The following is a 21,533-nucleotide window of genomic DNA, read 5'->3' as shown; positions in this document are numbered from 1 at the left end:
ACAATTAAAGTGAAAATTTTTATAGCTTGTTTAGTTTTCAATAAGTCTTTATAATTTTAAAAATCAACTATCACTCCAATACCTAAAAGTTGCTTCCATTGTATTGAGGCTCCTTTTTCTGCAAATTCATCTTCTATCTCTGTTTCTTCAATAATCTTAACATCATTATCATATCTTAAGTGCGATCCTAAAGTTGCTTTTACAAAATCATTAACCTTAAAATCAAAGACGACTTCCCAGTCTACATCTATATTACCAAAACTATTTAAATAATCAGTATATAAACTTACTCTATTTTTAAGATAAATATTTTCTAAAACCTGAGTCTCATAAGAATTTGTAACTAAAACACCCATTTCTGTCCTTACATTTTCACCATCTACTATTTTATTACCCAGTGTATCAAAAATTGCAGGACTTACACCAAAAGTACCTTTATCCGCTAATTCCTGATCTAACACAAAGGTTGCTTTAAAGGTTAATGGAGACATATAAAATGATAATTTTTCGATGTTTTTACCGTATTCCACTCCGCCTCCAACAAACAAGTAACCAGGTGCCATAAATCTAGAAATAGCATTATCCCTATTTGGATAGTTATATCCATTAGCATACTGAGTTTTAAAATTAAAACGTCCAGAATAATACCAATTAGTAATAGTGTCTTTTCTAAAACCTAAGGTAGAAATTAGCTCTAACTCGTCTTCAGTTTTTCTTAAACGTTGGTTTTCTTGTTTGTTTACACCGTAACGCGTTCTAACTTCATTAAACCAAATTAGGTTATTTTTTTTATATCTTAAACTAGATTTTATGGCTAATAGTGCTGATATTGAATTTGCTCCTCCAGCATTCCAATTAACAAAGGTGACTTCATTTATGTCTAACCCAAGTTTATTTAATTGTCTCCATTTTACTGTATCCAAAACTTTTACTGGTTGTTCTGGGTTTTGTGGATTTACTGGTTGTTCTGTTTGGGCAAATACACTATTTACACAAACCATTAAGCATATTAAGAAAAAGCCTTTCATATCTTTTAATTTTTCATTTGTAATTAATAAACAAACGTTCCGTATTGACTTTCTATTGTAAGCTTTTTAGCATCTGAAGCCTCTACCCTTCCAATGACCTGAGCATTAACATTATATGATTTTGAAATTTCGATAATAGACTGTGCTATTTCTGGTGACACGTATAGCTCCATCCTATGTCCACAGTTAAACACTTGGTACATCTCTTTCCAATCTGTCTTAGATTGTTCTTGAATTAATTTAAACAATGGTGGTACAGGAAACAAATTATCCTTTACAATATGAAGGTTATCTATAAAATGAAGGATTTTTGTTTGCGCTCCTCCACTACAATGCACCATACCATGCACTTCTTTATTATTATATTTAGATAATATTTCTTTTATAATAGGTGCATATGTTCTAGTTGGCGAAAGCACTAATTGACCTGCATCTATTGGAGAATCTTCAACCTTATCTGTCAGCTTTACTTGACCAGAGTAAACTAAATCTTCTGGTACAGACGCGTCAAAACTTTCAGGATATTTATCTGCCAAATACTTACTAAAAACATCATGTCTAGCAGAGGTCAGACCATTACTTCCCATACCTCCATTATAACTTTTCTCGTAAGTTGCTTGACCAAAACTTTCTAGACCAACTATGACATCTCCTGCTTTTATATTAGCATTATCTATAACATCAGTTCGTTTTATTCTTGCTGTTACGGTAGAGTCTACTATAATCGTTCGGACTAAGTCTCCTACATCTGCAGTCTCTCCTCCTGTACTATGGATGGTTACTCCAAAAGATTTTAAATCCTCTATTAGCGCTTCTGTCCCATTTATTATTGCTGAAATAACGTCGCCTGGAATTAAGTTTTTATTTCTTCCAATGGTAGATGACAGCATGATATTATCTGTTGCACCAACACATAACAAATCATCAATATTCATGATTAATGCGTCTTGTGCAATGCCTTTCCAAACCGAAAGATCACCTGTTTCTTTCCAATACATATAGGCTAAAGACGATTTTGTACCAGCTCCATCTGCATGCATAATTAAGCAATATTCTGAATCGTTGGTTAAATAATCAGGCACTATTTTGCAGAAAGCTTTAGGAAATAAACCTTTATCAATATTTTTAATTGCGTTGTGTACATCTTCTTTTGAAGCAGATACACCTCTTTGGCTGTAGCGTTTAGAAATTTCGGAACTCATTGTGTTGTGTTAGGCTACAAAGATATTTATAAATAAAAAGCACACAAGTAATATGTGTGCTTTTCTATTTAAAATGATGTAAAGTAAGTATTTACTTCCAATCTGGCATTTTTGCATTTTCTAAAAACAAGGTTCTATCATTAGTAGTTAATACATCAATTACAACTATGTCTTTTTGTGATATTCCATCATTTGACGTATTAACAAAAATAACCTGAGCTTCATTTGGTGAAAATTTAGGATCTAAATCATTAGTACCAGCAGGTTTATTTAATGATATATCATCAACAGCAGAAGTCGCTATTTCATAAATAAACATATGGTTATTTAATTGTCTGTAATCTGTATTTTGATTACCAGACACATCATATGTATATAATAACTTTGTTCCATCAAAAGAATAGTCTAATCCTCCAGCAGCACCATTAACGCCTTGTAATACATAGTCCAAGATTGTACCAGAATTATTTATCGTGTAAATCTCTACGTTATAACCAGAAGCATTATTTGTTTTAATCGCTAAACGTTGTGTAAATTGATTCCAATCAACCTCTGTTATAAAATTAGCGTTTAATGTCTGATGGATTTGGGTTAACCCTGAACCATCTACATTTATTTGATATAGCTTATCAAAATTTGGATATACAAATTTTGTATTATCATCTTTCCACTCAAAATCTAGTTCTTCTAAATTAAAGCCATTAACTGAAATACTATTAGTTACCTGAGCCACGTTGGATCCGTTAAGATCCATAGTATAAATTTGTGTTTGACCTCCATTTGATCTTAAAAATGCTAACTTATCAATATTGCTTGCTTTTCTTGGCCTCCAACTATTACTACCTGATGATGTTAATTGGTACTCATTACCATCAGAATCCGCAGAAAATATAACATTATTACCATTTATTTTTCTAGTAAAAAAGACTCTGTTGGTAGGAAACTCAATGGTTTTAAAGTTAAACGTTTCACTTAAAACCGGATCATTAATATTGTCTGAAGCAGATACTTGCCAAAAATATTTGATTCCGTAGTCTAATCCTGTAACCGTCAATGTGGTATCTGTTAGGTCTGTATAATTTAAAACATCTGAATTTTGGTCGTTTAATATCTGAACTTGATAAACTAAATCATCATCTTCAGGATCTGTCCCAACCCAAGTTAGATCTACAGTTAAGGTTTGATTAATCGCATTATTAGCAGGTGTCACTAAAATTGGTGCATTTGGCGCGTCATTATTAGCGGTTTCTACTTCTAGCTCAAAAATCACGTTTACACTATTATCCTCAGTAACAGTCGCTGACTCAAACTTTGATAAATAGCCATCTTTTTGTGCTTGTACAGAATAAGTACCAATTGCAACATTATTAATTACAAAATCTCCAGAAGCATCTGTAAAAACGATACTAGAACTAGGGTTTGTTGACACTCTTGTATTTTCTAGTGGTACATTATCTCCTTTAGAAACCACTTTTCCTGTTATTGAACCAGTACCACTAAAGGATACTTTGTCTTCACTACAACCAACGACTAGTAAGATTATGACTAATAAACTTATATATTTTGAAAATGTTTTCATCTGTTTCACTTTTTTAAATGTTAAACTAAAATTTAACAGATTAATTATCTTTTTTGATTGGACGTGCTAACTTGTTTTTTTCTTGCATTTGTCTACGATTTTCTTTTTTCAAGGCTCTAAATTCTGCCTTTTTAAGACGCTCTAACTCTTTACGTTGATTAAATTTAGTATTTGGTGTAGATAGATAAATATTAACACCTACCCCAAAACGATAAAACATATCGTCAATGGATCCAGACACTACACCATCCAATTTATCAGAAAATACTAAGTTATGCTCTCCAAACACGTATATTCCTAAGTTATCTTTTACCAAATACTCTATTCCTAAACCTGCCTGTAATTTAGGGTCTAAAGTGTTAAAATAGTCCAAAGCATTTGTACCAATACCGCCAAACAAGTAAGGTGTTAGGTTGTCAAATGGTAAGATTTTATATTCTAAATTTAAATCAAAGGACATAAATCCTTCATTAAACATTTCTTTGTTTTCTAAATTAAATTTATTAAAAGAAAAATCTAATCCTAAATATGGATTTAATTTACGTTTAAATCCTAATTTACCATTAAAAGCTAGCTGAGGATTAGCCAAATCACCATTCATTAATGTACCTCCTAATGCTGCTGTAATTGCGTAATCGCCTCTTCTTTCTGTTAAAAAACGATCGTATAACTCTGTAGTAATAGCTTCATCTTTTTCAGCATCATAGTCTTCTACAAGTTTAGCTGTAGCTTCCTCATTTAATCTTGGCAACCATAATTCGTCTTTTATTCCTTCAATAATCAAAGCCTCTACTGCTTTTTCAATAGCCTCTTTCATGGCTAATTGGACAGGTTCATTTTTTGTAAAACCTATTTCAGTCTCAAGTAATCTTTGAAATTTAACGTACTTAAACAGATTTGCAGATACTGCTTGAGATAAGATTGTTTTTGAAATATAAACTGTTTTTAACACTCTACCACTAGAGGTAGACACCGCTCTTAAATACACTGTAATCCTATCTTGTCTATATTGTGTTGAAGTACCTACTCCTAAATATCTTGCTCCTGCACCACCTGTGATAATATTAGTATCATAGGATATAACACCACCTTCTAATAATATTCCTGCATAAAGTAATGGTGGTAAATTAGGCTCGCTTGGGTTTTGATTTTTTCTATACTCATCACGAGTAGATCTAATTATATTTCTTTCGTTTAAAAGATTACCTAAGTTTTCCCTTTCAATAACTGTAAACCATTTAGAGTCCTCTAAGGCCTTATTTAACATCGTTGTACCTCCTTGAGAGACTGCTGTGCTAAAAGTACTTCCATTTTCTACAGCTTTGTACTGACCTGTTTGATCTTTAAAGTTATATACTCCAGCTACAACAGGTTCTTGAGGTAATGGAAACTCTTTTAACTTTTGTGCAACTGGAGAGGTTTCACCAATCCTAGCTCGTTCTTGCTTGTAAGGTTGGTTAAAAAACGCACCACAACTGGTTAATAATAAAAATAATATGACTGCAAAAGCAGATCTATAGTTAAGCATGATAAATAATTAAGTGGTTAATTAGGGACTATAATTTGTGTCTGCTCTCCAGTAGTTGTATCTAAAATATTAATGACTAAGCCTTCTGCAGAGTCATAAACTTCTAGTGCTAAACTACCAAAACTAAAATTTCCTTCTTGTAGACCTTCTCCTAATTGTGTTTGAAATAGAGATCTAGATAACTGACTAAGTATTTGTCTATTTAAATTTTCGGAAAATGCTGCTAAAGAGCTGTCATCATCTGATTGGTTTGCTTTTGGGTCTGTAAAAGAATTTTGAGCGTTAGCTGAACTTAATAACCATTGATAATTAAAAGTATCTCCTCCAAATGCTGGATTTATAGGTTTATAAGATAACTGTTGACCAACACAGAAGTAGCTAGCCGAGAAAATTAAAATTATTAGTAATTTTTTCATGTCTAAAAAGTTAATAGCGTTTAATTGTTTTAGATTCGTTTTCAAGTTTTTTAAAATGTTTGTATACGTTAACTATCGCGTAATCATTCATTTTAGTTAAATACTCAAGACTAGGTCTTACAAAAAACGAAAAAATCTCATCATCTCCAACAATAACCTCTATTTTCGTGTTTCTACCTAATGCTAATACCTCTTTGATTGTCACTACTTTATTACCGTTAATATTATTTTGAGTGTATAAAGAATAAAATAACTTGTAGAAGTCCCTACCTGGTTTTGTTTTTGTGTCTTCAACTACGATTCCTTTTAACTCTAAACCATCTCTTTTACCTTTATTGACGTCTTGAGAGTTTGCCTGTTCCTCTTTTAATTTATCTAATAATTTTTGTTTATTTTCTATATCTAAATTTGACTTATCATTATAAACCACTCGGTCTTGACCTATCAAATTATTATCTAAGTCATATATAAGCATAACGCAAATAACTGGCTGATCTCCAATAATATTAAATGAAGCCTCAGCAAGTTCTATTTTTTGATTGGCAGATATAATAAAGCGTTGCTTTTTGTCTTCAAGAAGGTTATCTACACTTTCTTCTTTATCAAAAACCATTAATTTAAAGATTAAACTTTTTGTAATTTCGGTTTTATTGAAAGCTGTAGCTTTTATGGTTGTAAAGTCATTTTGTTGAGCTGTTTCTATTTTAGCCTCAACTTCATTGTTTACTAATTGCGCAGAAATTTTGAGACTAATATCATCAATTTTTTCTGCAATATTTTTTTTAACATTAAGATTATTGTCTTCATTATCGTTATAAACGATTCTATCCATACCAATAATATTATCTGTTGAATCAAAAATTAAAAGTAGAATTATCACCTTTGTCTCTTGATCAAAATTAATGGATGTTGTTGACAAATCTTTTTGTTGATCTGCATTTAAATCTAATTGTCCGCTTTGCTCGTTTTTAGATTTGTTTTGATTTTTATCTGTTTTAAAAACAGATAATTTATAAGATATACTTTTAGACAATTGCATTTTATTAATAGCAACGCCCTTTATATTAATAATATCATTGTCTTGGGTAACTATCAGCTTTGCCTCAACTTGCGTGTTATACGATTGCGAGTGAGCGTTAATAGCATAAAAAAAGACAACAATTAATACCATTGTTTTTTTGAATTCACATAAAAACATAATGGCTTATTTTTTAAAAATTTCTAATTATGATTGATTGGTCTTGTCCTTGCATAGAAATTTTAATTTTTTCTGATAAAGAATTTGATCCAAACATGGTCAAATTTTGGTTATTCCCTGTTTGATTAATCGTTGTGTTTTTTATATCTGTTTTAAAAGGACTGTAATCAAAAACTGTATTATTATCTCCATTTTGTATTACCGTTTCAACAAGTTTAGTACTATTAATATCTAATACAGTAAGGTTATCGTTACCGTTTTGGATTATATTAATATTACTTTGTGTAGATCTTGTGACACTTACCGCTTCATTATTATCTCCAATCTGAGCAATAAAGATTGCATTATTTGTTGAAGCTGAATTTAAGTTTGAAGCACTTTGATTAAGTAAAAAGTTTTCTTGTGACGCCTGTGTATCAAAACCCGACAACTGACTCTCTTCTTGAGCTTCAAAAGTTTGAGCAGTAAGAGTATTACTCGATATAAGAATTAAGGCAACTATTAAAATTTTAAATATTGTTTTCATAGTCTTATGTTTTAACTGTGTTACTACATGTAAGTTATAAAATAAATCTGTTATAAAAAGTATAAGAGCAAATTAATGCTCTTATACCTTATAATTATTTTACTAAATAATCTATTTTACAAAAGCTTCTGCTTAGTCATTTTGAGTTACAGAAGAAGAGTTTCCGTTTCCAATTTGATCCACAGAACTTGAATGAGTTGTTCCGTTTTGATCTACTGTACTAGAATTAAAATCCCCTTGTTGATTAACATAACTATCGTGCATAAAACCGTCTTGATCAACAATACTATTATTTAACAATCCGTTTTGAGTTACGTTAGATAAATGTAAATCTCCCATTTGTGAAACCGAACTATTGTTAGCTGTACCATCTTGATCTACATATGATTGATTATCGTTTCCAGTAGAAGTCACTTGACTTTGGTTTCCTGTACCATCTTGAGCAACTACAGAGATGTTAGTGTTTCCTGTTTGAGAAACAGAACTACTATTAGCATTTCCATTTTGATCTACATCAGAATCGTTATCGTTACCTAATTGAGTTACAGCTGATCCATTATTGTTTCCTATTTGATCCACATAAGACTCATTAGTGTTACCTATTTGATAAGTTGTTGCTGTGTTAGCGTTACCTTGTTGATTTTGAGTAGAAATATTAGAGTTACCTTGTTGAATTGAAAGTGCGTAGTTGAAATCACCAACTTGATCAATATCACTATCATTCATATCTCCATATTGTCCTGCTCCTCCATAATTATCATTACCTATTTGACTAACATCTGCAAGATTAGAATTACCAATTTGCTCTGCTTGACCCCAGTTATCATTTCCTAATTGAGTAACTGCAGCTGTATTCATATCACCTGTTTGCCAGATATCTGAGTCATTATTATTCCCATCTTGATCAGCGTCTGCATCATTACTATCACCATCTTGATCTACTAAAGAGTCATTCATATCTCCATTTTGATCAACACTAGCGTCATTCATATTTCCATCTTGATCAACATCAGAAATGTTCATATCACCAGTTTGGTCAACATCACTAATGTTCATATCACCAATTTGGTCAACATCACTAATGTTAGACTCTCCATCTTGGTCAACATTAGAATCGTTATCGTTTCCTGTTTGTGTAACTGAAGAATCATTTCCTCCTCCTAAATCATTGTCTTGACTCACATAAGACGTATTATTGTCACCATTTTGATCAACAACACTCGTGTTATTATCTCCTGAATAACCCTGAAAAACATCTGAATCGTTTCCGTCACCATCTTGATCTACATCAGAAGTGTTAAAATCTCCCCATTGGTCAACATAAGAATCGTTATTATCTCCTGTTTGATCTACATCTGATAAATTACTATCACCATCTTGCCATACAAAAGAATCGTTATCATCTCCTGTCTGAGTAACAGTACTAATATTAGAATCTCCTACAGTACCTTGCCATACAGTAGAGTCATTGTTATTACCATCTTGAGAAACATCAGAATCATTTAAATTTCCAACTTGTTCAACTACTGAATTATTTCCAGAACCTCCAAATTGATTTACTAAAGATGTGTTATCATCTCCATCCTGCTCTACTGTACTGGTATGAGAACCATCACCTGCTGTACCATAACCTTGGAATACATCAGAATCGTTTCTATCACCATCTTGGTCAACAGTACTTGAGTTACTGTCTCCCCACTGATCTGTGTATGAGTCATTACTATCTCCCATTTGATCAACGTCACTTGCATTTAAGTCACCATCTTGCCAAGTAAAATTATTGTTTAAATCTCCTGTTTGATTAACTGCAGAAATATTATCATCAGATAAACCATCTCCTCCTGGTCCTCCTCCAGTTTGGCGAGTCTCATTAGTGTTAGAAGTTCCGTTTTGATCTACCGTAGAAATGTTATCATCTCCGACTGAATCTACGTCAGAGTCATTGGTCATACCAGTTTGCATTACAGTTGAAGCATTTCCACTTCCGATCTGGTCTACATCACTGTTGTTCGATTGTGCAAACATCATTGTTCCACACATTAGCGCAGCTGCGCTGAAAAATACTTTTTTCATGTTTAAATATATATTGATTAATAGCAATTCAAAGATAAAGAATTTATTCACTCCTAAAATTTGATAACCAAAAAAACATGCGTTTTTAACTATATATTCGTTAATAATTGAGATTTACACGTTAAAACGCATGTTTTAAAGAGAATTTTCCTACAATATTTTTAGATTCAAAATAACACCTAAACCCCTAATACACTTGAATATACGTACAACTACGTATAAAAAAAGAGCAAAAAAACCGTAGTAAGACAGCACACCTTAACCTACATAGTCTTCCTAAGATAATTTTAAAGAAATTTAAAGATAATAAATAACTCAAATTACATGTTGAAGAATTTTATATAGACCTTACATTAATTACTTCAATAAAAATTTATAGGTATAAAAAAAAGAGGATTCTTTAAAGAACCCTCTTTTTTTTTTAAATAACACTTTTTAATATTAATCGTTTTGAGTAACAATAGATATATTAGAATCACCTATTTGATCTACATCACTAATATGTGTATTACCACCCTGATCAACTGTACTTGTATTAAAATTACCGGATTGATAAACATCACTTAAATGAGAAAGACCAATTTGGCTTACCATACTACTATTAGAGTTACCTAATTGCAACGTTGCAGAATCGTTTAGATCACCATCTTGTATAGTAGAGGCTATATTATTATTTCCTGTTTGACTTGTCGTTTCAACATTATCATCTCCATCTTGTGATACATAAGAATCGTTTAAATTACCTATTTGACCAACTAAAGAAGAATTATTAATCCCTACCTGAAAAACTCTAGATTCATTATTGTTACCAATTTGATCTACATCACTAAAGTTATCTCCTCCTGTTTGTTTTTGGTTAGAAAAGTTTCTGTTTCCTACTTGGGTCAAGTAAGCTGTATTTCCTGCCGACTGATTAGGTACTGCATTTTGATTTTGTCGTCCTACATTTCTGTTTCCATCTTGATCAATATCTCCAAAGTTATTGTCAAAACGTTGGATTTGAACTGATTTGTTTCGGTTACCAAATTGGTTTGTGTAAGCTATATTATCTTCTGCTGCACTTGTACCTTGATCAATACGAGCGTTGTTTCTGTTTCCTTCTTGATAAACATCACCAAGGTTTCTATCTCCTGCTTGCTTAACTTTAGACTTGTTTAAATTTCCTAATTGAAATACATCAGAATCGTTTGCTTCACCACTGTTTGGGTTACCAGGAACAGATCCATATTGATCTACGTCAGAGTCATTATTTGCTCCTTGTTGGAATACATCAGAATCGTTAGAAACACCAGTTTGATCGACATCACTAACGTTTGATTGTGCGAGCATGACTGACCCACACATTAGCGCAGATGCGCATAGAATGATTTTTTTCATTTTGAATATATATTGATTAATAGCATCTCAAAGATATATATTATATGTATCAAAAAATGATAATACCATATAAATCAGCATATTTAAAGCAACTTTTCGATAATCTCATAATTTTCTCGGACAAACAGAATTATAGAGCACAAAAAAGCCTCAATAAATATTGAGGCTTTTTTTTATATAAATATTTATACATTTATTTAGTAAACAACAACTCTCTATACTTTGTTAAAGGCCACAACTCGTCATCAACTAACAATTCAAGTTTATCACAATGGTATCTAATATCATCAAATAAAGGCTTAACCTTGTTGCAATAAGCTTTAGCTTTGGTTTCTATATTTTCATCTTTATTAGACTTTTTACGCGCTTCAGTCATTTTAGTCACGTTAGAATTAATAGATGCGATGTGTTCTGAAATTTCTTCTATTAAATTAAGTTGTTCTTTTGCAAACTTTTTAAAATCTGCTCCATAGATCTCTTTTAAGCCTTTTACATTTTTAATTAGTATATTTTGATATCTAACAGCTGTAGGCACAACATGGTTACGAGCAATATCACCTATAACACGACTTTCAATTTGCACACGAAGTACATACTCTTCCATTTCAATTTCATAACGCGCTTCAGATTCAATCTTATTCATGACACCTAAACCTTCAAACAGCTCTAAAGTTTTTTTAGATACTTTAGCCTTTAATGCTTCTGGTGTCGTTTTATTGTTACTTAAGCCTCTTTTTTCTGCTTCCTTCTCCCAGGCTTCACCATACCCATTACCTTCAAATAATATGTTTTTAGATTTTTTGATGTACTCTCTTAATATATTAAAGATAGCATCATCTTTTTTCATATCCTTTTTCTCTATTAAGGTATCCACCTCTTTTTTAAAGTCGATTAATTGTTTTGCAACAATACTATTTAAAACCGTCATTGGGTTAGCACAATTAGCAGTAGATCCAACCGCTCTAAACTCGAATTTATTTCCTGTAAAGGCAAAAGGAGACGTCCTATTACGATCAGTATTATCTAGCAATACATCAGGTATTTTACCAACAACATTAAGTTTTAAATCTGTTTTTTCCTCTGGAGATAATTTGCCATCCGTTACGTTTTCTAACTCATTTAAAGTTTTAGTTAACTGATCTCCTATAAATACAGATATAATAGCAGGAGGTGCCTCATTAGCTCCTAAACGATGATCATTACTTGCAGATGCAATTGCAGCACGCAGCAGCTCTTCATTATCATATACCGCTTTAATAGTATTTATAAAAAAGGTTAAAAACTGAAGATTACTCATAGGTGTTTTTCCTGGTCCTAATAAATTAACTCCAGTATCTGTGCTTAAGCTCCAATTGTTATGTTTTCCTGACCCATTTACACCTGCAAACGGTTTTTCATGAAATAGAACTTTAAAATTATGTCTGTCTGAAATTTTATCCATCACATCCATTAATAATGAATTATGGTCTACAGCCAAATTAGCTTCGTCATAAATTGGTGCTAATTCAAATTGATTAGGAGCCACCTCATTATGTCTAGTTTTTACCGGAATACCTAATAGCATGCACTCTGTTTCAAGATCTCTCATAAAAGCCATTACACGATTTGGTATTGTCCCAAAATAGTGATCATCTAACTGTTGTCCTTTAGCTGGAGAGTGTCCTAATAATGTACGACCTGTTTGCACTATATCTGGTCTAGACATTGCCAAATCACGATCTATTAAAAAATACTCTTGCTCCCAACCTAAAGAGGCATTTACTTTTTTAACATTTTTATCAAAGTACTTACACACAGCTACAGCTGCGCTATCTACAGCCTGTAATGCTCTAAGCAAAGGCGTTTTATAATCTAAGGCTTCTCCTGTGTAAGACACAAAAACGGTAGGAATACACAATGTTGTACCATATATAAAAGCAGGAGACGTTGGGTCCCAAGCTGTATAACCACGAGCTTCAAAGGTATTTCTTATTCCTCCATTAGGAAAACTTGATGCATCAGGCTCTTGTTGCACTAATTGTCCGCCTCCAAATTTCTCTATTGCTAATCCGCCTCCAATAGTTTCAAAAAAAGCATCATGCTTTTCTGCTGTTGCACCTGTTAAAGGTTGAAACCAGTGTGTGTAATGGGTTGCTCCTTTAGAGATAGCCCATTCTTTCATTCCTGTAGAAATATGATCCGCAACTATTCTATCAATTTTTTTTCCCAATTTAATAGCATCACTAACACTTTCAAAAGCTTCTTTAGTTAAATATTGACGCATGGTAGACTCATTAAAAACATTGCTTCCAAAAATTTCTGAGCGTCGTTGTTTTTCTTCAATTACAACAGGACGTCGTTTTAATGATTCTTTTATAGCATGAAATCTTAATGTTGACATATTCTTTTTTTTAATTAGTTGAATTACGAATTTACAAAAAATAACACTTGCAAAATGTCATACCCTAAAAAAAACAGGGTTATTAACATTCTTTTAATAAAATTATCAATTATACCCATATTTTTTTAGAGGTGAATTCAATTTTATTCTATATTTGCCTTAACATATAACTAAAATGAGTTTTTACCATGAAAAAATCTAAATTAGAATACATCTGGTTAGATGGATACTTTCCAACACAAAACATGAGAAGTAAAACTAAAGTTGAAAATGACTTTAGTGGAAAATTAGAAGACTGCCCAATTTGGTCTTTTGATGGTTCATCTACTAAACAGGCTTCAGGAGGCGCTTCTGATTGTCTTTTAAAACCTGTCGCAATTTACCCAGATCCTGCAAGAAGAGATGGTTATTTAGTAATGACAGAAGTTTTAAATGCAGATGGCACACCACATGTATCTAATGGTAGAGCTACTATTGAAGATGAAGATGAAGATTTCTGGTTTGGTTTTGAGCAAGAATATTTTATCATGGATAACAAAACACAATTACCTTTAGGTTTCCCTATTGGTGGTTATCCTGCACCACAAGGTATGTATTACTGCTCTGTTGGCGGAAGACATACACATGGTAGAGATTTAGTTGAAGAGCATGCAGACTTATGTATCGATGCTGGCCTTAACTTTGAAGGAATTAACCAAGAGGTTGCTTCTGGACAATGGGAATTTCAATTATTTGCTAAAGGTGCTAAAAAAGCAGGAGACGAAATCTGGATTGCAAGATATTTGCTTGACAGATTAACTGAACAATACGGTTATTATATTGAATACCATCCAAAACCATTAGGTAAAGATATGGATTGGAATGGTTCTGGTATGCACGCTAACTTCTCTAACACTGTTTTAAGAACATGTGGTAGCCAAGAAACTTACGAGAAAATTTGCGAAGCATTTAGACCAGTGGTTAAAGAGCACATTGCGGTTTACGGAGAGTTTAACGACCAACGTTTAACTGGAGATCACGAAACAGCATCAATCCATGACTTTAGTTATGGTGTGTCTGATAGAGGTGCATCTATACGTATACCAATTATCACTGTAGAGAAAGGATGGAAAGGTTGGTTAGAAGACCGTCGTCCAGCATCAAATGGTGATCCATACAAAATAGCAGGTCGTATTATTAAAACTGTAAAATCTGCTAATATTAGTTAATATTGATTACATAGTTAAATCCATTAAAAAACGCTTTCTATAACTAGAAAGCGTTTTTTTATATATAAACGATAAACTAAATTACCCTCTAAAAACTAATATTATAAAAACTGCATAAATCAATACTAAGCCAAAACCTTTAATTTTACCAATTTCATGCTGCTTAGGCAACAATCCTAGCACCAACACTAAAGCTGCAAAAATTAACATCCAAAATATATCTCTAGACAATATTAAAGATTCTGTTACAGGAATTGTCTTTATCATAGATGTTAAACCCAGCACAGACCCAATATTAAAGATATTTGATCCAATCAGATTCCCTAATGATATTGCTTTTTCCTTTTTAGCTGCTGCAATAACCGATGCTGCTAACTCAGGCACACTTGTACCAATTGCAATCATAGTTACACCAATTACAGCTTCACTAACGCCTAAGCTTGTAGCTATTTGTGTAGCTCCTTTAACTAGCCATTCACTACCAAAATACAAAGCAGCTGCACCAATAAATAACCAGATACCAATTTTAAAGTTAGACACCACAGCTAAGGCATCATCCACTTCCTCTAAATCATCCGTAGATTTTTGTGTTTTAATCAAATAGACTATAAAAACAATTAATCCAATAAAAAGCACTAAACCTTCCATAGCAACTAATTGGTTATCATTCCATAAAAAATAATATAACGCCATAGAAAACAACATCATAACTGGCCAAGTCAATTTATAAAAAGACTTATCTATTGCGATTGCACCTACAATTGCTGTTATACCAAGCACTAAACCTATGTTTGCTATATTGGAACCCACCACATTATTAATTGCAATTGCAGGCGACCCACTTAAAGCTGCTTGCAAACTAACCAATAATTCTGGCGCAGATGTCGCAAAGGACACAACTGTCATACCAATTACAATTTTAGAAATATTAAGCTTAAAGGACAAGGCTACAGATGATCGCACCAAAAACTCTCCTCCCACTACTAATAATACAAAACCTAAAATAAGATATGCTACACTCATAATAATATAATTTTTGCGAAGATACATTTTGAAATCTTCAAAAAGAATTAGGACTTAATTTTTTTCGCTGTAGCGGAAAACACTTTTGTAAAACTAATTCTCAACTATAAAAAGCAATAGTAAGGATAAAATTTTCAAAATTAAAATCTCAACAAATGACAAAAAAGGAAATAAAACTAAAACAAGTTATCAGTATCATAAAGGAATAAGTCCAATAGAAACAACTTTAGATGGTACAGGAGAATTATAAATAAATTCAAAATAAGTTACCAAATAAATCTACTAATAAAAAAGCCCAAACAATATGTTTGGGCTTTTTATTGTCTAGTATAAATACTATTCTACAATTATTTTTTTTGTAATACGTTTATCTTCAGTTTCAATTACAACCATATATAAACCGCTTGCTAGTTTTAAATCAATATAGCTATTATTAATAACCGTTTGTGATAAAACAGCTCTTCCTTCCGAAGAAAAAATTGACAAATCATACATTTGATTTTCTCCTGAAATAAATAATTTATCTGTTACCGGATTTGGATATAGTTTTAAAGTTTCTGTCGTAAAATCAGCAACACTTAAAGACTGATTCCATGTGTTACCAACTTGATTTCCCCAAATATATTCAACCAAATCAGGTTGATCAATAAAAGGGTTTCTATTTACTTGCCATTCATAAACCACATTGTTTCTGTTCATTTCAAAATCATCTGGCGGATCGTTTCTATGCCAATCTAAAAGCGTCGCTAAATCACCCATTTGACCTGATACGCTTGGATAACCGTTTACAACACTTAATCCATTATAACGGATTTGCATATACAAAACACTTCTAGCAACATCACCTTTAAAGCTTCCTGCTGTACCTGTAGGTCCATTGTATTCTCCGTAGTGTTGATTTCCTCTAGAACTGTTTTCTGGTCCATCTGCAGCACGCAATGCATGTCCATCACTATTACCATGACGTAAGGAATCTGCTGTGGTATTCCAAAACACATCTTTACCATCTCTAAAATCATCTAAATCAATACTATTGTAACCTGCTAATGACCTTGGAAAAGTATGTTCTCTATTCCAAGTACCTGTATTATTAGATGTTGTCTGATAGTCTAACTTTGGACGACCAATCTCAGAGTACACTAGCCAAACCTGATTACTATTTGCAGGATTTTGATCTGCTGCTTCTAAAATATCTATTATATCAGAATAGGTTTGCGCTTTAACCACACCTTCTTCTGCAACGATGTCTTGCAAAGCTTGCTGTAAAGCAACTCCAGATAAGCCATCTAAACTATCATAATAATCAGTAGGTTGCGTACTAGCCACAATACCATAAGTTGGGTTTAAAGGTGTTCCAAATGGAGCAACAACAAAATCATTATCCACAACTCTCACTTCTAAGTTATTGTTAAGCGCAATATAAACCGTAGGCAAACTAGAAATCACAATTTTTAAAACCTCATCACCTTCATCTAAAACATCGTCTATTAACGCGATAGTTGTAGAAATGGTATTTTGCCCTAATGGCACAACCACAGATGTACTTCCTGAAAAATCAGATGTATTAAAACCTCCATTATTTAAAGTAAAATCAATAGTTAAATCAGAATCCACATTTTGCTCTGTAGTAAAAGTAATATCAAAAGCAGCTCCTTCGTCAACTTGCGTTTGCGTTACAGATGTTAACACACCGTTTAATATAATACCGCTTCCATCATTTAATGCTCTTGGTGTTGGTACTGTAGACACATAAGTTATACTATCTGGATTACCCAAACCGTCATCAAAACGCTGAATTGAATTTGTATTATTTCCAGAACCCTCATTAATCTGCTCTGTCACACCAAGCAATGCCATTAAACCTGTATCATCAGAATCCGTAGTATCATAAACTAATGCATCTACTAAATTAGTCTGTGTTGCTAAAGTCCCTTCCGGAAAATCAGTGTCATCACCTAAATATATAGCAGCTGCATCTGCTCCGTTTTGAATAAGGTTAGCAGGTATAATTAATTGAGGAAAAGGAGAAACACCTGTACTACCAATTAACAACAAACCATTAACATCTGTCGTATAACCATCTAAATCCAAAGCAAAATAACTAGAATCAGCACCAGATGAAGAACCATTAAACAACACAACGACATATCCATCTAAAGAAAAGTTAGGAGTACTTGATAGCAGCTCTATAAATTCTTGATCATCAATTCCTGGTGTATCAGAGTCTAACTCGTTAATAACAACAGATTGAGAATACCCTATTGCCGAAATAAGCATAATAAAAAGTAAAGTAATTTTTTTCATCCAATTATTTTTTTTGCAAATATAGCAGATATTATTAGCTGACCTTTTAAACAATAGTTAATTAACCTTTTAATAATCAAAAATAATCAAAACCTCTTTTTTGATTTAAAAACATAACAAAATCCCCTAGAAAAAAAATATACTATTGAAAAAAGCCCTACATAGATATCAAATAGAAACCATAAAATAACTTTATAACTACAAATTAAAACTTTAATTAAGGCAGTTAATAAAATATTGAAATAGATTAGATCTTTTTACTTTAATAAGTAAAGTCAAATGTATAGATATATCCTTTTTTTCTTGGAGAATAATATCAAAAAAATATATCTTCAAAAAACAATCCTGAAAAGTATTGCTATTATTAACCCTTAAACTTAAAATTATGCTAACAATCGCCCAATTAGTAATCGATATTATAACATCGATTATACTTTAAACCAAAAAAATGTAAAACTTAGTCTAGAATAGGTTTTACTATTTTTAAATATTAAGGACTATTTGGCTATCAATTACTAAAGCAATAATTTTGAATTTAAATTTCAATTATGAAAAAAGCAGGATTCAAGCTGTTGGCAAAGCTCAATAAGCTGGTACTACCAAGTTACACGAAACAAAAATTAGACCTCAGCAAAGCCACTAAAATACAGTTGGCAATTTTTGGATGGAAGGTATTTGTTACAAAAAACGCATTAAATTAAATTAATTCATCAAAAAGTTTTGATGTTATTATAAAAAAGTAATATATTTGCACCCACAAAAAAAAGGCCTCGTGGCGCAACTGAATAGCGCACTTGATTACGGCTCAAGAGGTTACAGGTTTGAATCCTGTCGAGGTCACTAATAAAACCAATACTTTACAAAGCTTTTGTAAATGTTGGTTTTTTTTATTTGCAGAAAATTTGCAGAAAAATAACTGTATAATTTCGCTATTACTGCCTGTATAATTATTGTTATTTTCTGAGTATAGCTAATATTTCCTGTTTATTGTAATAGCGTTTATTACCAATAGCGTAACTCTTTATAATACCTTTGTTTGTCCAATTCCAAAGTGAAACTAAACTAATTTTTAAAAAATCTGCCGTTTCTTGTCTTGTTAAATACGCTTCATTTCCATTAGTATGCAAATCATTTAAATAATGTTTTATTTTTATTAAAAGCTTATCTGCTACTCTATCTGCTAATTCATCTACTGTAATTTCTTGTACTTCTATTGTTTTTGTTATCATACCTTATTATTTTTTATAAAATGAAAGTTAACGAAATGAAGCAAACAAAAACTTGAGGTAAGATAGACGTCTAAAAAAATGAGAGAAGTGAAGCTATTGCTTCTATTATACAACTTAGCTTTGGGTCAGTTTTGTTGCGGAATAGAGGTTTTAAGCATTAGCAATAGCCCTTTGCTTTTTTATTGTACTAATTTATTTATATAGATACTTTTAAATAAAACAAGCAATGTGCTATTATAGCGTTGGATACAAGTATTATAACATAAAACCAACTATGTATTGCTCGCGTAATAACACAAAGGATTTTGAGCTTTCGACAGACTCAAATCGAAGCAAGCAAAAAAACTAGGTTCTGACTTGTATGGAATAAAAAAGAGCCTTCCGAAAAAGACTCTTTCATTATTGATCTAATGGTCGTGGTTTGAATGGTCATCACTTTTTTCCTCACCAGATTTATTCATTATCATATCGTGTTTATATTGACAGCAAGATGGAAGACTGTTAAATGCCTCTTCATCACCAGCTACTTTTTCGGTATCATAACCTGAAGCTGCGATTGCTTTATGGATTGCCATTGCATCCGTTTTTGAATCATCAAATGACACATCAATCTTCTTTTTATCAACGTCCCAATTGGCACTTGCCACACCTTCAACACCGTTAGCTGCTTTTTCGATAGTGTTTTTACACATTCCGCAATTTCCTCTTACACCAAAAGACAGGTCTATCATTGCCATATCTTTAGACATTTCAGTAGTTGTGGTTTCTGTTTCTTTTTTGGTTTCGTTTTTACAACTTGTTAAACCTAATGCTGCTATTACAGCTACACTTAAAATTACTTTTTTCATTGTTTAAAAATTTAATTGTTATTATTCTATTACTTGTTTTACTTCTCCACAGGTTAGCATTGCTTCACCAAAATATGGGTTGATTACTTTTTCTTCTTTGCTCAACCAATATGCACCATTATTGTTATCTGCCATTGGACAAAATTCCACATAAACCTTTTCATTGACACCAAATAGTTGTACAGCATTGATTAGATGTGATGATAAATGTTTAAAAAGGTCTCTTTGTGATTCTATATCGGACGTTTCAGAAATTGAAGTTGCAGAAGATTTTATTTCGCCTTCTAATGACATCCAATGGTTATGCGCCTTATTATCTGACAACAATTTCATATCTACTTTGTTCAATTCATTTAATAAAGTTTTTGTGCTTGTTGAAGTACTTTTTGAATCTTCTTTTACTAAAGCATCTTTTAAATTGATATACGCATTGAAAACAGCTTTTAACTGCTCTTGAAATTTCGCTGATACTTCCAAACGCTCATTCATATTAGTGTGGTCACTTTCTTTGTTAGATGCATTGTTATCCATACCTAAATGACCTTCGTGTCCAGTCATTACTTTACCACCATCTTTATTCATCATAGACTTTTTCCCTTGTAATTGTGCTGCTGCATCAACCGTAAATGTACCGTTAGTCACTATTTCATTTCCAACAAATAATCCTTCTACAACTTCATATTCATTACCAATTTGATTGCCTAATTTAATTTCACGCATTTCAAAAATAGGTTGGTCTGGATTTGTTTTAAGGTACACCACAGAACGTTCACCTGTCCATAACACAGAAGATGAAGGAATTGTTAATAGGTCATCATTATTAGCTGTACTGCCTTCAATATTTGCGGTTACAAACATTCCTGGTTTAAATACATCGTCCTTATTGCTTAAAACAACACGTAAGTTTACAGTTCTTGTTTTCGTGTTTAAAACTGGGTCAATGAAATCTACTTTACCTTTAAACTCTTTATTAGGATAAGCATTGGTTGTTATCATCACTTCCTGTCCTTTTTTAAAGCGGTCAATCTGATTTTCATACACATCAAAATTTCCCCAAACCGTGTTTAGATTAGCAATTTTAAGTAAGGGTTGTCCTTGTTTAATGTAATCGCCTTGCTCTACCAATTTTTCTGTAACAGTACCCGAAACGGTCGCATAAACAGGAAAGTTTTCTTTTACTTTCCCTGTTTCTTCAATCTGATTGATTTGATTTTCAGAGAGCTTCCATAATTTCAATTTATTACGGACTGCTTTGTATAAAGCAGGTTGTGATTCTTTTAAAGATGCTGCTGTAATTAATTCTTGTTGTGCTGCATAGAGTTCTGGTGAATAAATGGTTGCCAATAATTGACCTTTACGAACTTCTTCGCCTGTAAAACTCACATTCAAGCGTTCAATTCTACCTGAAAAGTAACTGACTTGTACTGCATTAGCTTCTTCGTTTTCAGCAATTTTACCAGATAATTTGATAGTATTGCCTTCAACATTGCCTTTACCAACAATAGATGTTTGAATATTAGCTAAAGCCATTGCGTTTTCAGTCAATTTGAATTGGTCTGCTAATAAACCATCACTTCCACCATCAGCAGGAATTAAATCCATACCACAAATAGG

At 32.2% G+C, this 21,533-nt stretch carries 17 protein-coding genes and 1 tRNA gene; 3 read left to right on the top strand and 15 right to left on the bottom strand.

What is annotated here, in order from left to right; translation table 11 throughout:
• Positions 1 to 56: 56 nt before the first annotated feature.
• From B2989_RS02440 to B2989_RS02395, 10 genes are all read right to left on the bottom strand, one after another.
• Complete coding sequence (locus B2989_RS02440; protein ID WP_292943618.1) at positions 57 to 1,028, bottom strand: DUF3078 domain-containing protein; 972 nt, start codon at positions 1,026 to 1,028, stop codon at positions 57 to 59.
• A gap of 23 nt (positions 1,029 to 1,051) precedes the next feature.
• Positions 1,052 to 2,230, bottom strand: a complete 1,179-nt coding sequence (locus tag B2989_RS02435) for an AIR synthase related protein (RefSeq protein WP_292943615.1) — start codon at positions 2,228 to 2,230, stop codon at positions 1,052 to 1,054.
• A 91-nt stretch (positions 2,231 to 2,321) separates the two neighbouring features.
• Positions 2,322 to 3,809, bottom strand: a complete 1,488-nt coding sequence (locus B2989_RS02430) for a carboxypeptidase regulatory-like domain-containing protein (RefSeq protein ID WP_292943612.1) — start codon at positions 3,807 to 3,809, stop codon at positions 2,322 to 2,324.
• A gap of 40 nt (positions 3,810 to 3,849) precedes the next feature.
• Positions 3,850 to 5,337, bottom strand: a complete 1,488-nt coding sequence (locus B2989_RS02425; protein ID WP_292943609.1) for a CsgG/HfaB family protein — start codon at positions 5,335 to 5,337, stop codon at positions 3,850 to 3,852.
• Positions 5,338 to 5,354: 17 nt separating this feature from the next.
• The gene (locus B2989_RS02420) at positions 5,355 to 5,753 is read right to left on the bottom strand and encodes a curli production assembly/transport component CsgF (protein ID WP_145000536.1); all 399 of its coding nucleotides are present in this window, start codon (positions 5,751 to 5,753) and stop codon (positions 5,355 to 5,357) included.
• Between the two features lie 10 nt (positions 5,754 to 5,763).
• Complete coding sequence (locus B2989_RS02415; RefSeq protein ID WP_292943606.1) at positions 5,764 to 6,924, bottom strand: CsgE family curli-type amyloid fiber assembly protein; 1,161 nt, start codon at positions 6,922 to 6,924, stop codon at positions 5,764 to 5,766.
• A 40-nt stretch (positions 6,925 to 6,964) separates the two neighbouring features.
• Positions 6,965 to 7,477 carry a hypothetical protein gene (locus B2989_RS02410; RefSeq protein ID WP_292943604.1) on the bottom strand — a complete coding sequence of 171 codons (513 nt, stop codon included), beginning with the start codon at positions 7,475 to 7,477 and terminating at the stop codon, positions 6,965 to 6,967.
• 132 nt (positions 7,478 to 7,609) lie between these two features.
• Positions 7,610 to 9,550: a beta strand repeat-containing protein gene (locus tag B2989_RS02405; protein WP_292943601.1), complete on the bottom strand. Its 1,941-nt coding sequence runs from the start codon at positions 9,548 to 9,550 to the stop codon at positions 7,610 to 7,612.
• A gap of 441 nt (positions 9,551 to 9,991) precedes the next feature.
• Positions 9,992 to 10,927, bottom strand: coding sequence for a hypothetical protein (locus tag B2989_RS02400; protein WP_292943598.1), 936 nt, complete (start codon positions 10,925 to 10,927; stop codon positions 9,992 to 9,994).
• Positions 10,928 to 11,120: 193 nt separating this feature from the next.
• Complete coding sequence (locus B2989_RS02395; RefSeq protein ID WP_292943595.1) at positions 11,121 to 13,307, bottom strand: glutamine synthetase III; 2,187 nt, start codon at positions 13,305 to 13,307, stop codon at positions 11,121 to 11,123.
• Positions 13,308 to 13,495: 188 nt separating this feature from the next.
• Here B2989_RS02395 and B2989_RS02390 point away from each other — a divergent pair, with 188 nt between their 5' ends.
• Entirely contained in the window at positions 13,496 to 14,515 is a 1,020-nt protein-coding gene (locus B2989_RS02390; RefSeq protein WP_145000548.1) for a glutamine synthetase beta-grasp domain-containing protein, read from the top strand.
• Between the two features lie 81 nt (positions 14,516 to 14,596).
• On the opposite strand, the gene B2989_RS02385 is transcribed toward B2989_RS02390, so the two are convergent.
• Together B2989_RS02385 and B2989_RS02380 are read right to left on the bottom strand one after the other, a co-directional pair.
• Positions 14,597 to 15,538, bottom strand: coding sequence for a calcium/sodium antiporter (locus B2989_RS02385; protein ID WP_292943587.1), 942 nt, complete (start codon positions 15,536 to 15,538; stop codon positions 14,597 to 14,599).
• Positions 15,539 to 15,874: 336 nt separating this feature from the next.
• Positions 15,875 to 17,842, bottom strand: coding sequence for an endonuclease (locus tag B2989_RS02380; RefSeq protein ID WP_292943585.1), 1,968 nt, complete (start codon positions 17,840 to 17,842; stop codon positions 15,875 to 15,877).
• Positions 17,843 to 18,390: 548 nt separating this feature from the next.
• On the opposite strand from B2989_RS02380, the gene B2989_RS02375 reads away from it, so the two are divergent.
• Positions 18,391 to 18,543, top strand: a complete 153-nt coding sequence (locus B2989_RS02375; RefSeq protein WP_292943582.1) for an SsrA-binding protein — start codon at positions 18,391 to 18,393, stop codon at positions 18,541 to 18,543.
• 65 nt (positions 18,544 to 18,608) lie between these two features.
• A tRNA-Arg gene (locus tag B2989_RS02370) sits at positions 18,609 to 18,682 on the top strand.
• A gap of 113 nt (positions 18,683 to 18,795) precedes the next feature.
• Here B2989_RS02370 and B2989_RS02365 read toward each other — a convergent pair.
• The 3 genes from B2989_RS02365 to B2989_RS02355 all read right to left on the bottom strand — a co-directional run.
• Positions 18,796 to 19,071, bottom strand: coding sequence for a helix-turn-helix domain-containing protein (locus B2989_RS02365; RefSeq protein ID WP_191101293.1), 276 nt, complete (start codon positions 19,069 to 19,071; stop codon positions 18,796 to 18,798).
• 407 nt (positions 19,072 to 19,478) lie between these two features.
• A complete protein-coding gene (locus B2989_RS02360) occupies positions 19,479 to 19,919 on the bottom strand; it encodes a heavy-metal-associated domain-containing protein (RefSeq protein ID WP_292943578.1) in 441 nt (146 codons plus the stop codon).
• 21 nt (positions 19,920 to 19,940) lie between these two features.
• Positions 19,941 to 21,533 (bottom strand): efflux RND transporter periplasmic adaptor subunit (locus B2989_RS02355; protein WP_292943576.1); only part of this gene is annotated, 1,593 nt, incomplete at its 5' end.

The sequence above is a fragment of the Olleya sp. UBA1516 genome (assembly GCF_002323495.1).
Taxonomy (GTDB): Bacteria; Bacteroidota; Bacteroidia; order Flavobacteriales; family Flavobacteriaceae; genus Olleya.
Note: the sequence above shows the minus strand (reverse complement) of the source record. Positions and strands in the feature narration are given on the sequence as shown.

Coding starts and splice junctions, on each gene's coding strand:
- B2989_RS02440 (WP_292943618.1), bottom strand. CDS start 1,028: ATGAAAGGCTTTTTCTTAATATGCTTAATGGTTTGTGTAAATAGTGTA.
- B2989_RS02435 (WP_292943615.1), bottom strand. CDS start 2,230: ATGAGTTCCGAAATTTCTAAACGCTACAGCCAAAGAGGTGTATCTGCT.
- B2989_RS02430 (WP_292943612.1), bottom strand. CDS start 3,809: ATGAAAACATTTTCAAAATATATAAGTTTATTAGTCATAATCTTACTA.
- B2989_RS02425 (WP_292943609.1), bottom strand. CDS start 5,337: ATGCTTAACTATAGATCTGCTTTTGCAGTCATATTATTTTTATTATTA.
- B2989_RS02420 (WP_145000536.1), bottom strand. CDS start 5,753: ATGAAAAAATTACTAATAATTTTAATTTTCTCGGCTAGCTACTTCTGT.
- B2989_RS02415 (WP_292943606.1), bottom strand. CDS start 6,924: ATGGTATTAATTGTTGTCTTTTTTTATGCTATTAACGCTCACTCGCAA.
- B2989_RS02410 (WP_292943604.1), bottom strand. CDS start 7,477: ATGAAAACAATATTTAAAATTTTAATAGTTGCCTTAATTCTTATATCG.
- B2989_RS02405 (WP_292943601.1), bottom strand. CDS start 9,550: ATGAAAAAAGTATTTTTCAGCGCAGCTGCGCTAATGTGTGGAACAATG.
- B2989_RS02400 (WP_292943598.1), bottom strand. CDS start 10,927: ATGAAAAAAATCATTCTATGCGCATCTGCGCTAATGTGTGGGTCAGTC.
- B2989_RS02395 (WP_292943595.1), bottom strand. CDS start 13,307: ATGTCAACATTAAGATTTCATGCTATAAAAGAATCATTAAAACGACGT.
- B2989_RS02390 (WP_145000548.1), top strand. CDS start 13,496: ATGAAAAAATCTAAATTAGAATACATCTGGTTAGATGGATACTTTCCA.
- B2989_RS02385 (WP_292943587.1), bottom strand. CDS start 15,538: ATGAGTGTAGCATATCTTATTTTAGGTTTTGTATTATTAGTAGTGGGA.
- B2989_RS02380 (WP_292943585.1), bottom strand. CDS start 17,842: ATGAAAAAAATTACTTTACTTTTTATTATGCTTATTTCGGCAATAGGG.
- B2989_RS02375 (WP_292943582.1), top strand. CDS start 18,391: ATGAAAAAAGCAGGATTCAAGCTGTTGGCAAAGCTCAATAAGCTGGTA.
- B2989_RS02365 (WP_191101293.1), bottom strand. CDS start 19,071: ATGATAACAAAAACAATAGAAGTACAAGAAATTACAGTAGATGAATTA.
- B2989_RS02360 (WP_292943578.1), bottom strand. CDS start 19,919: ATGAAAAAAGTAATTTTAAGTGTAGCTGTAATAGCAGCATTAGGTTTA.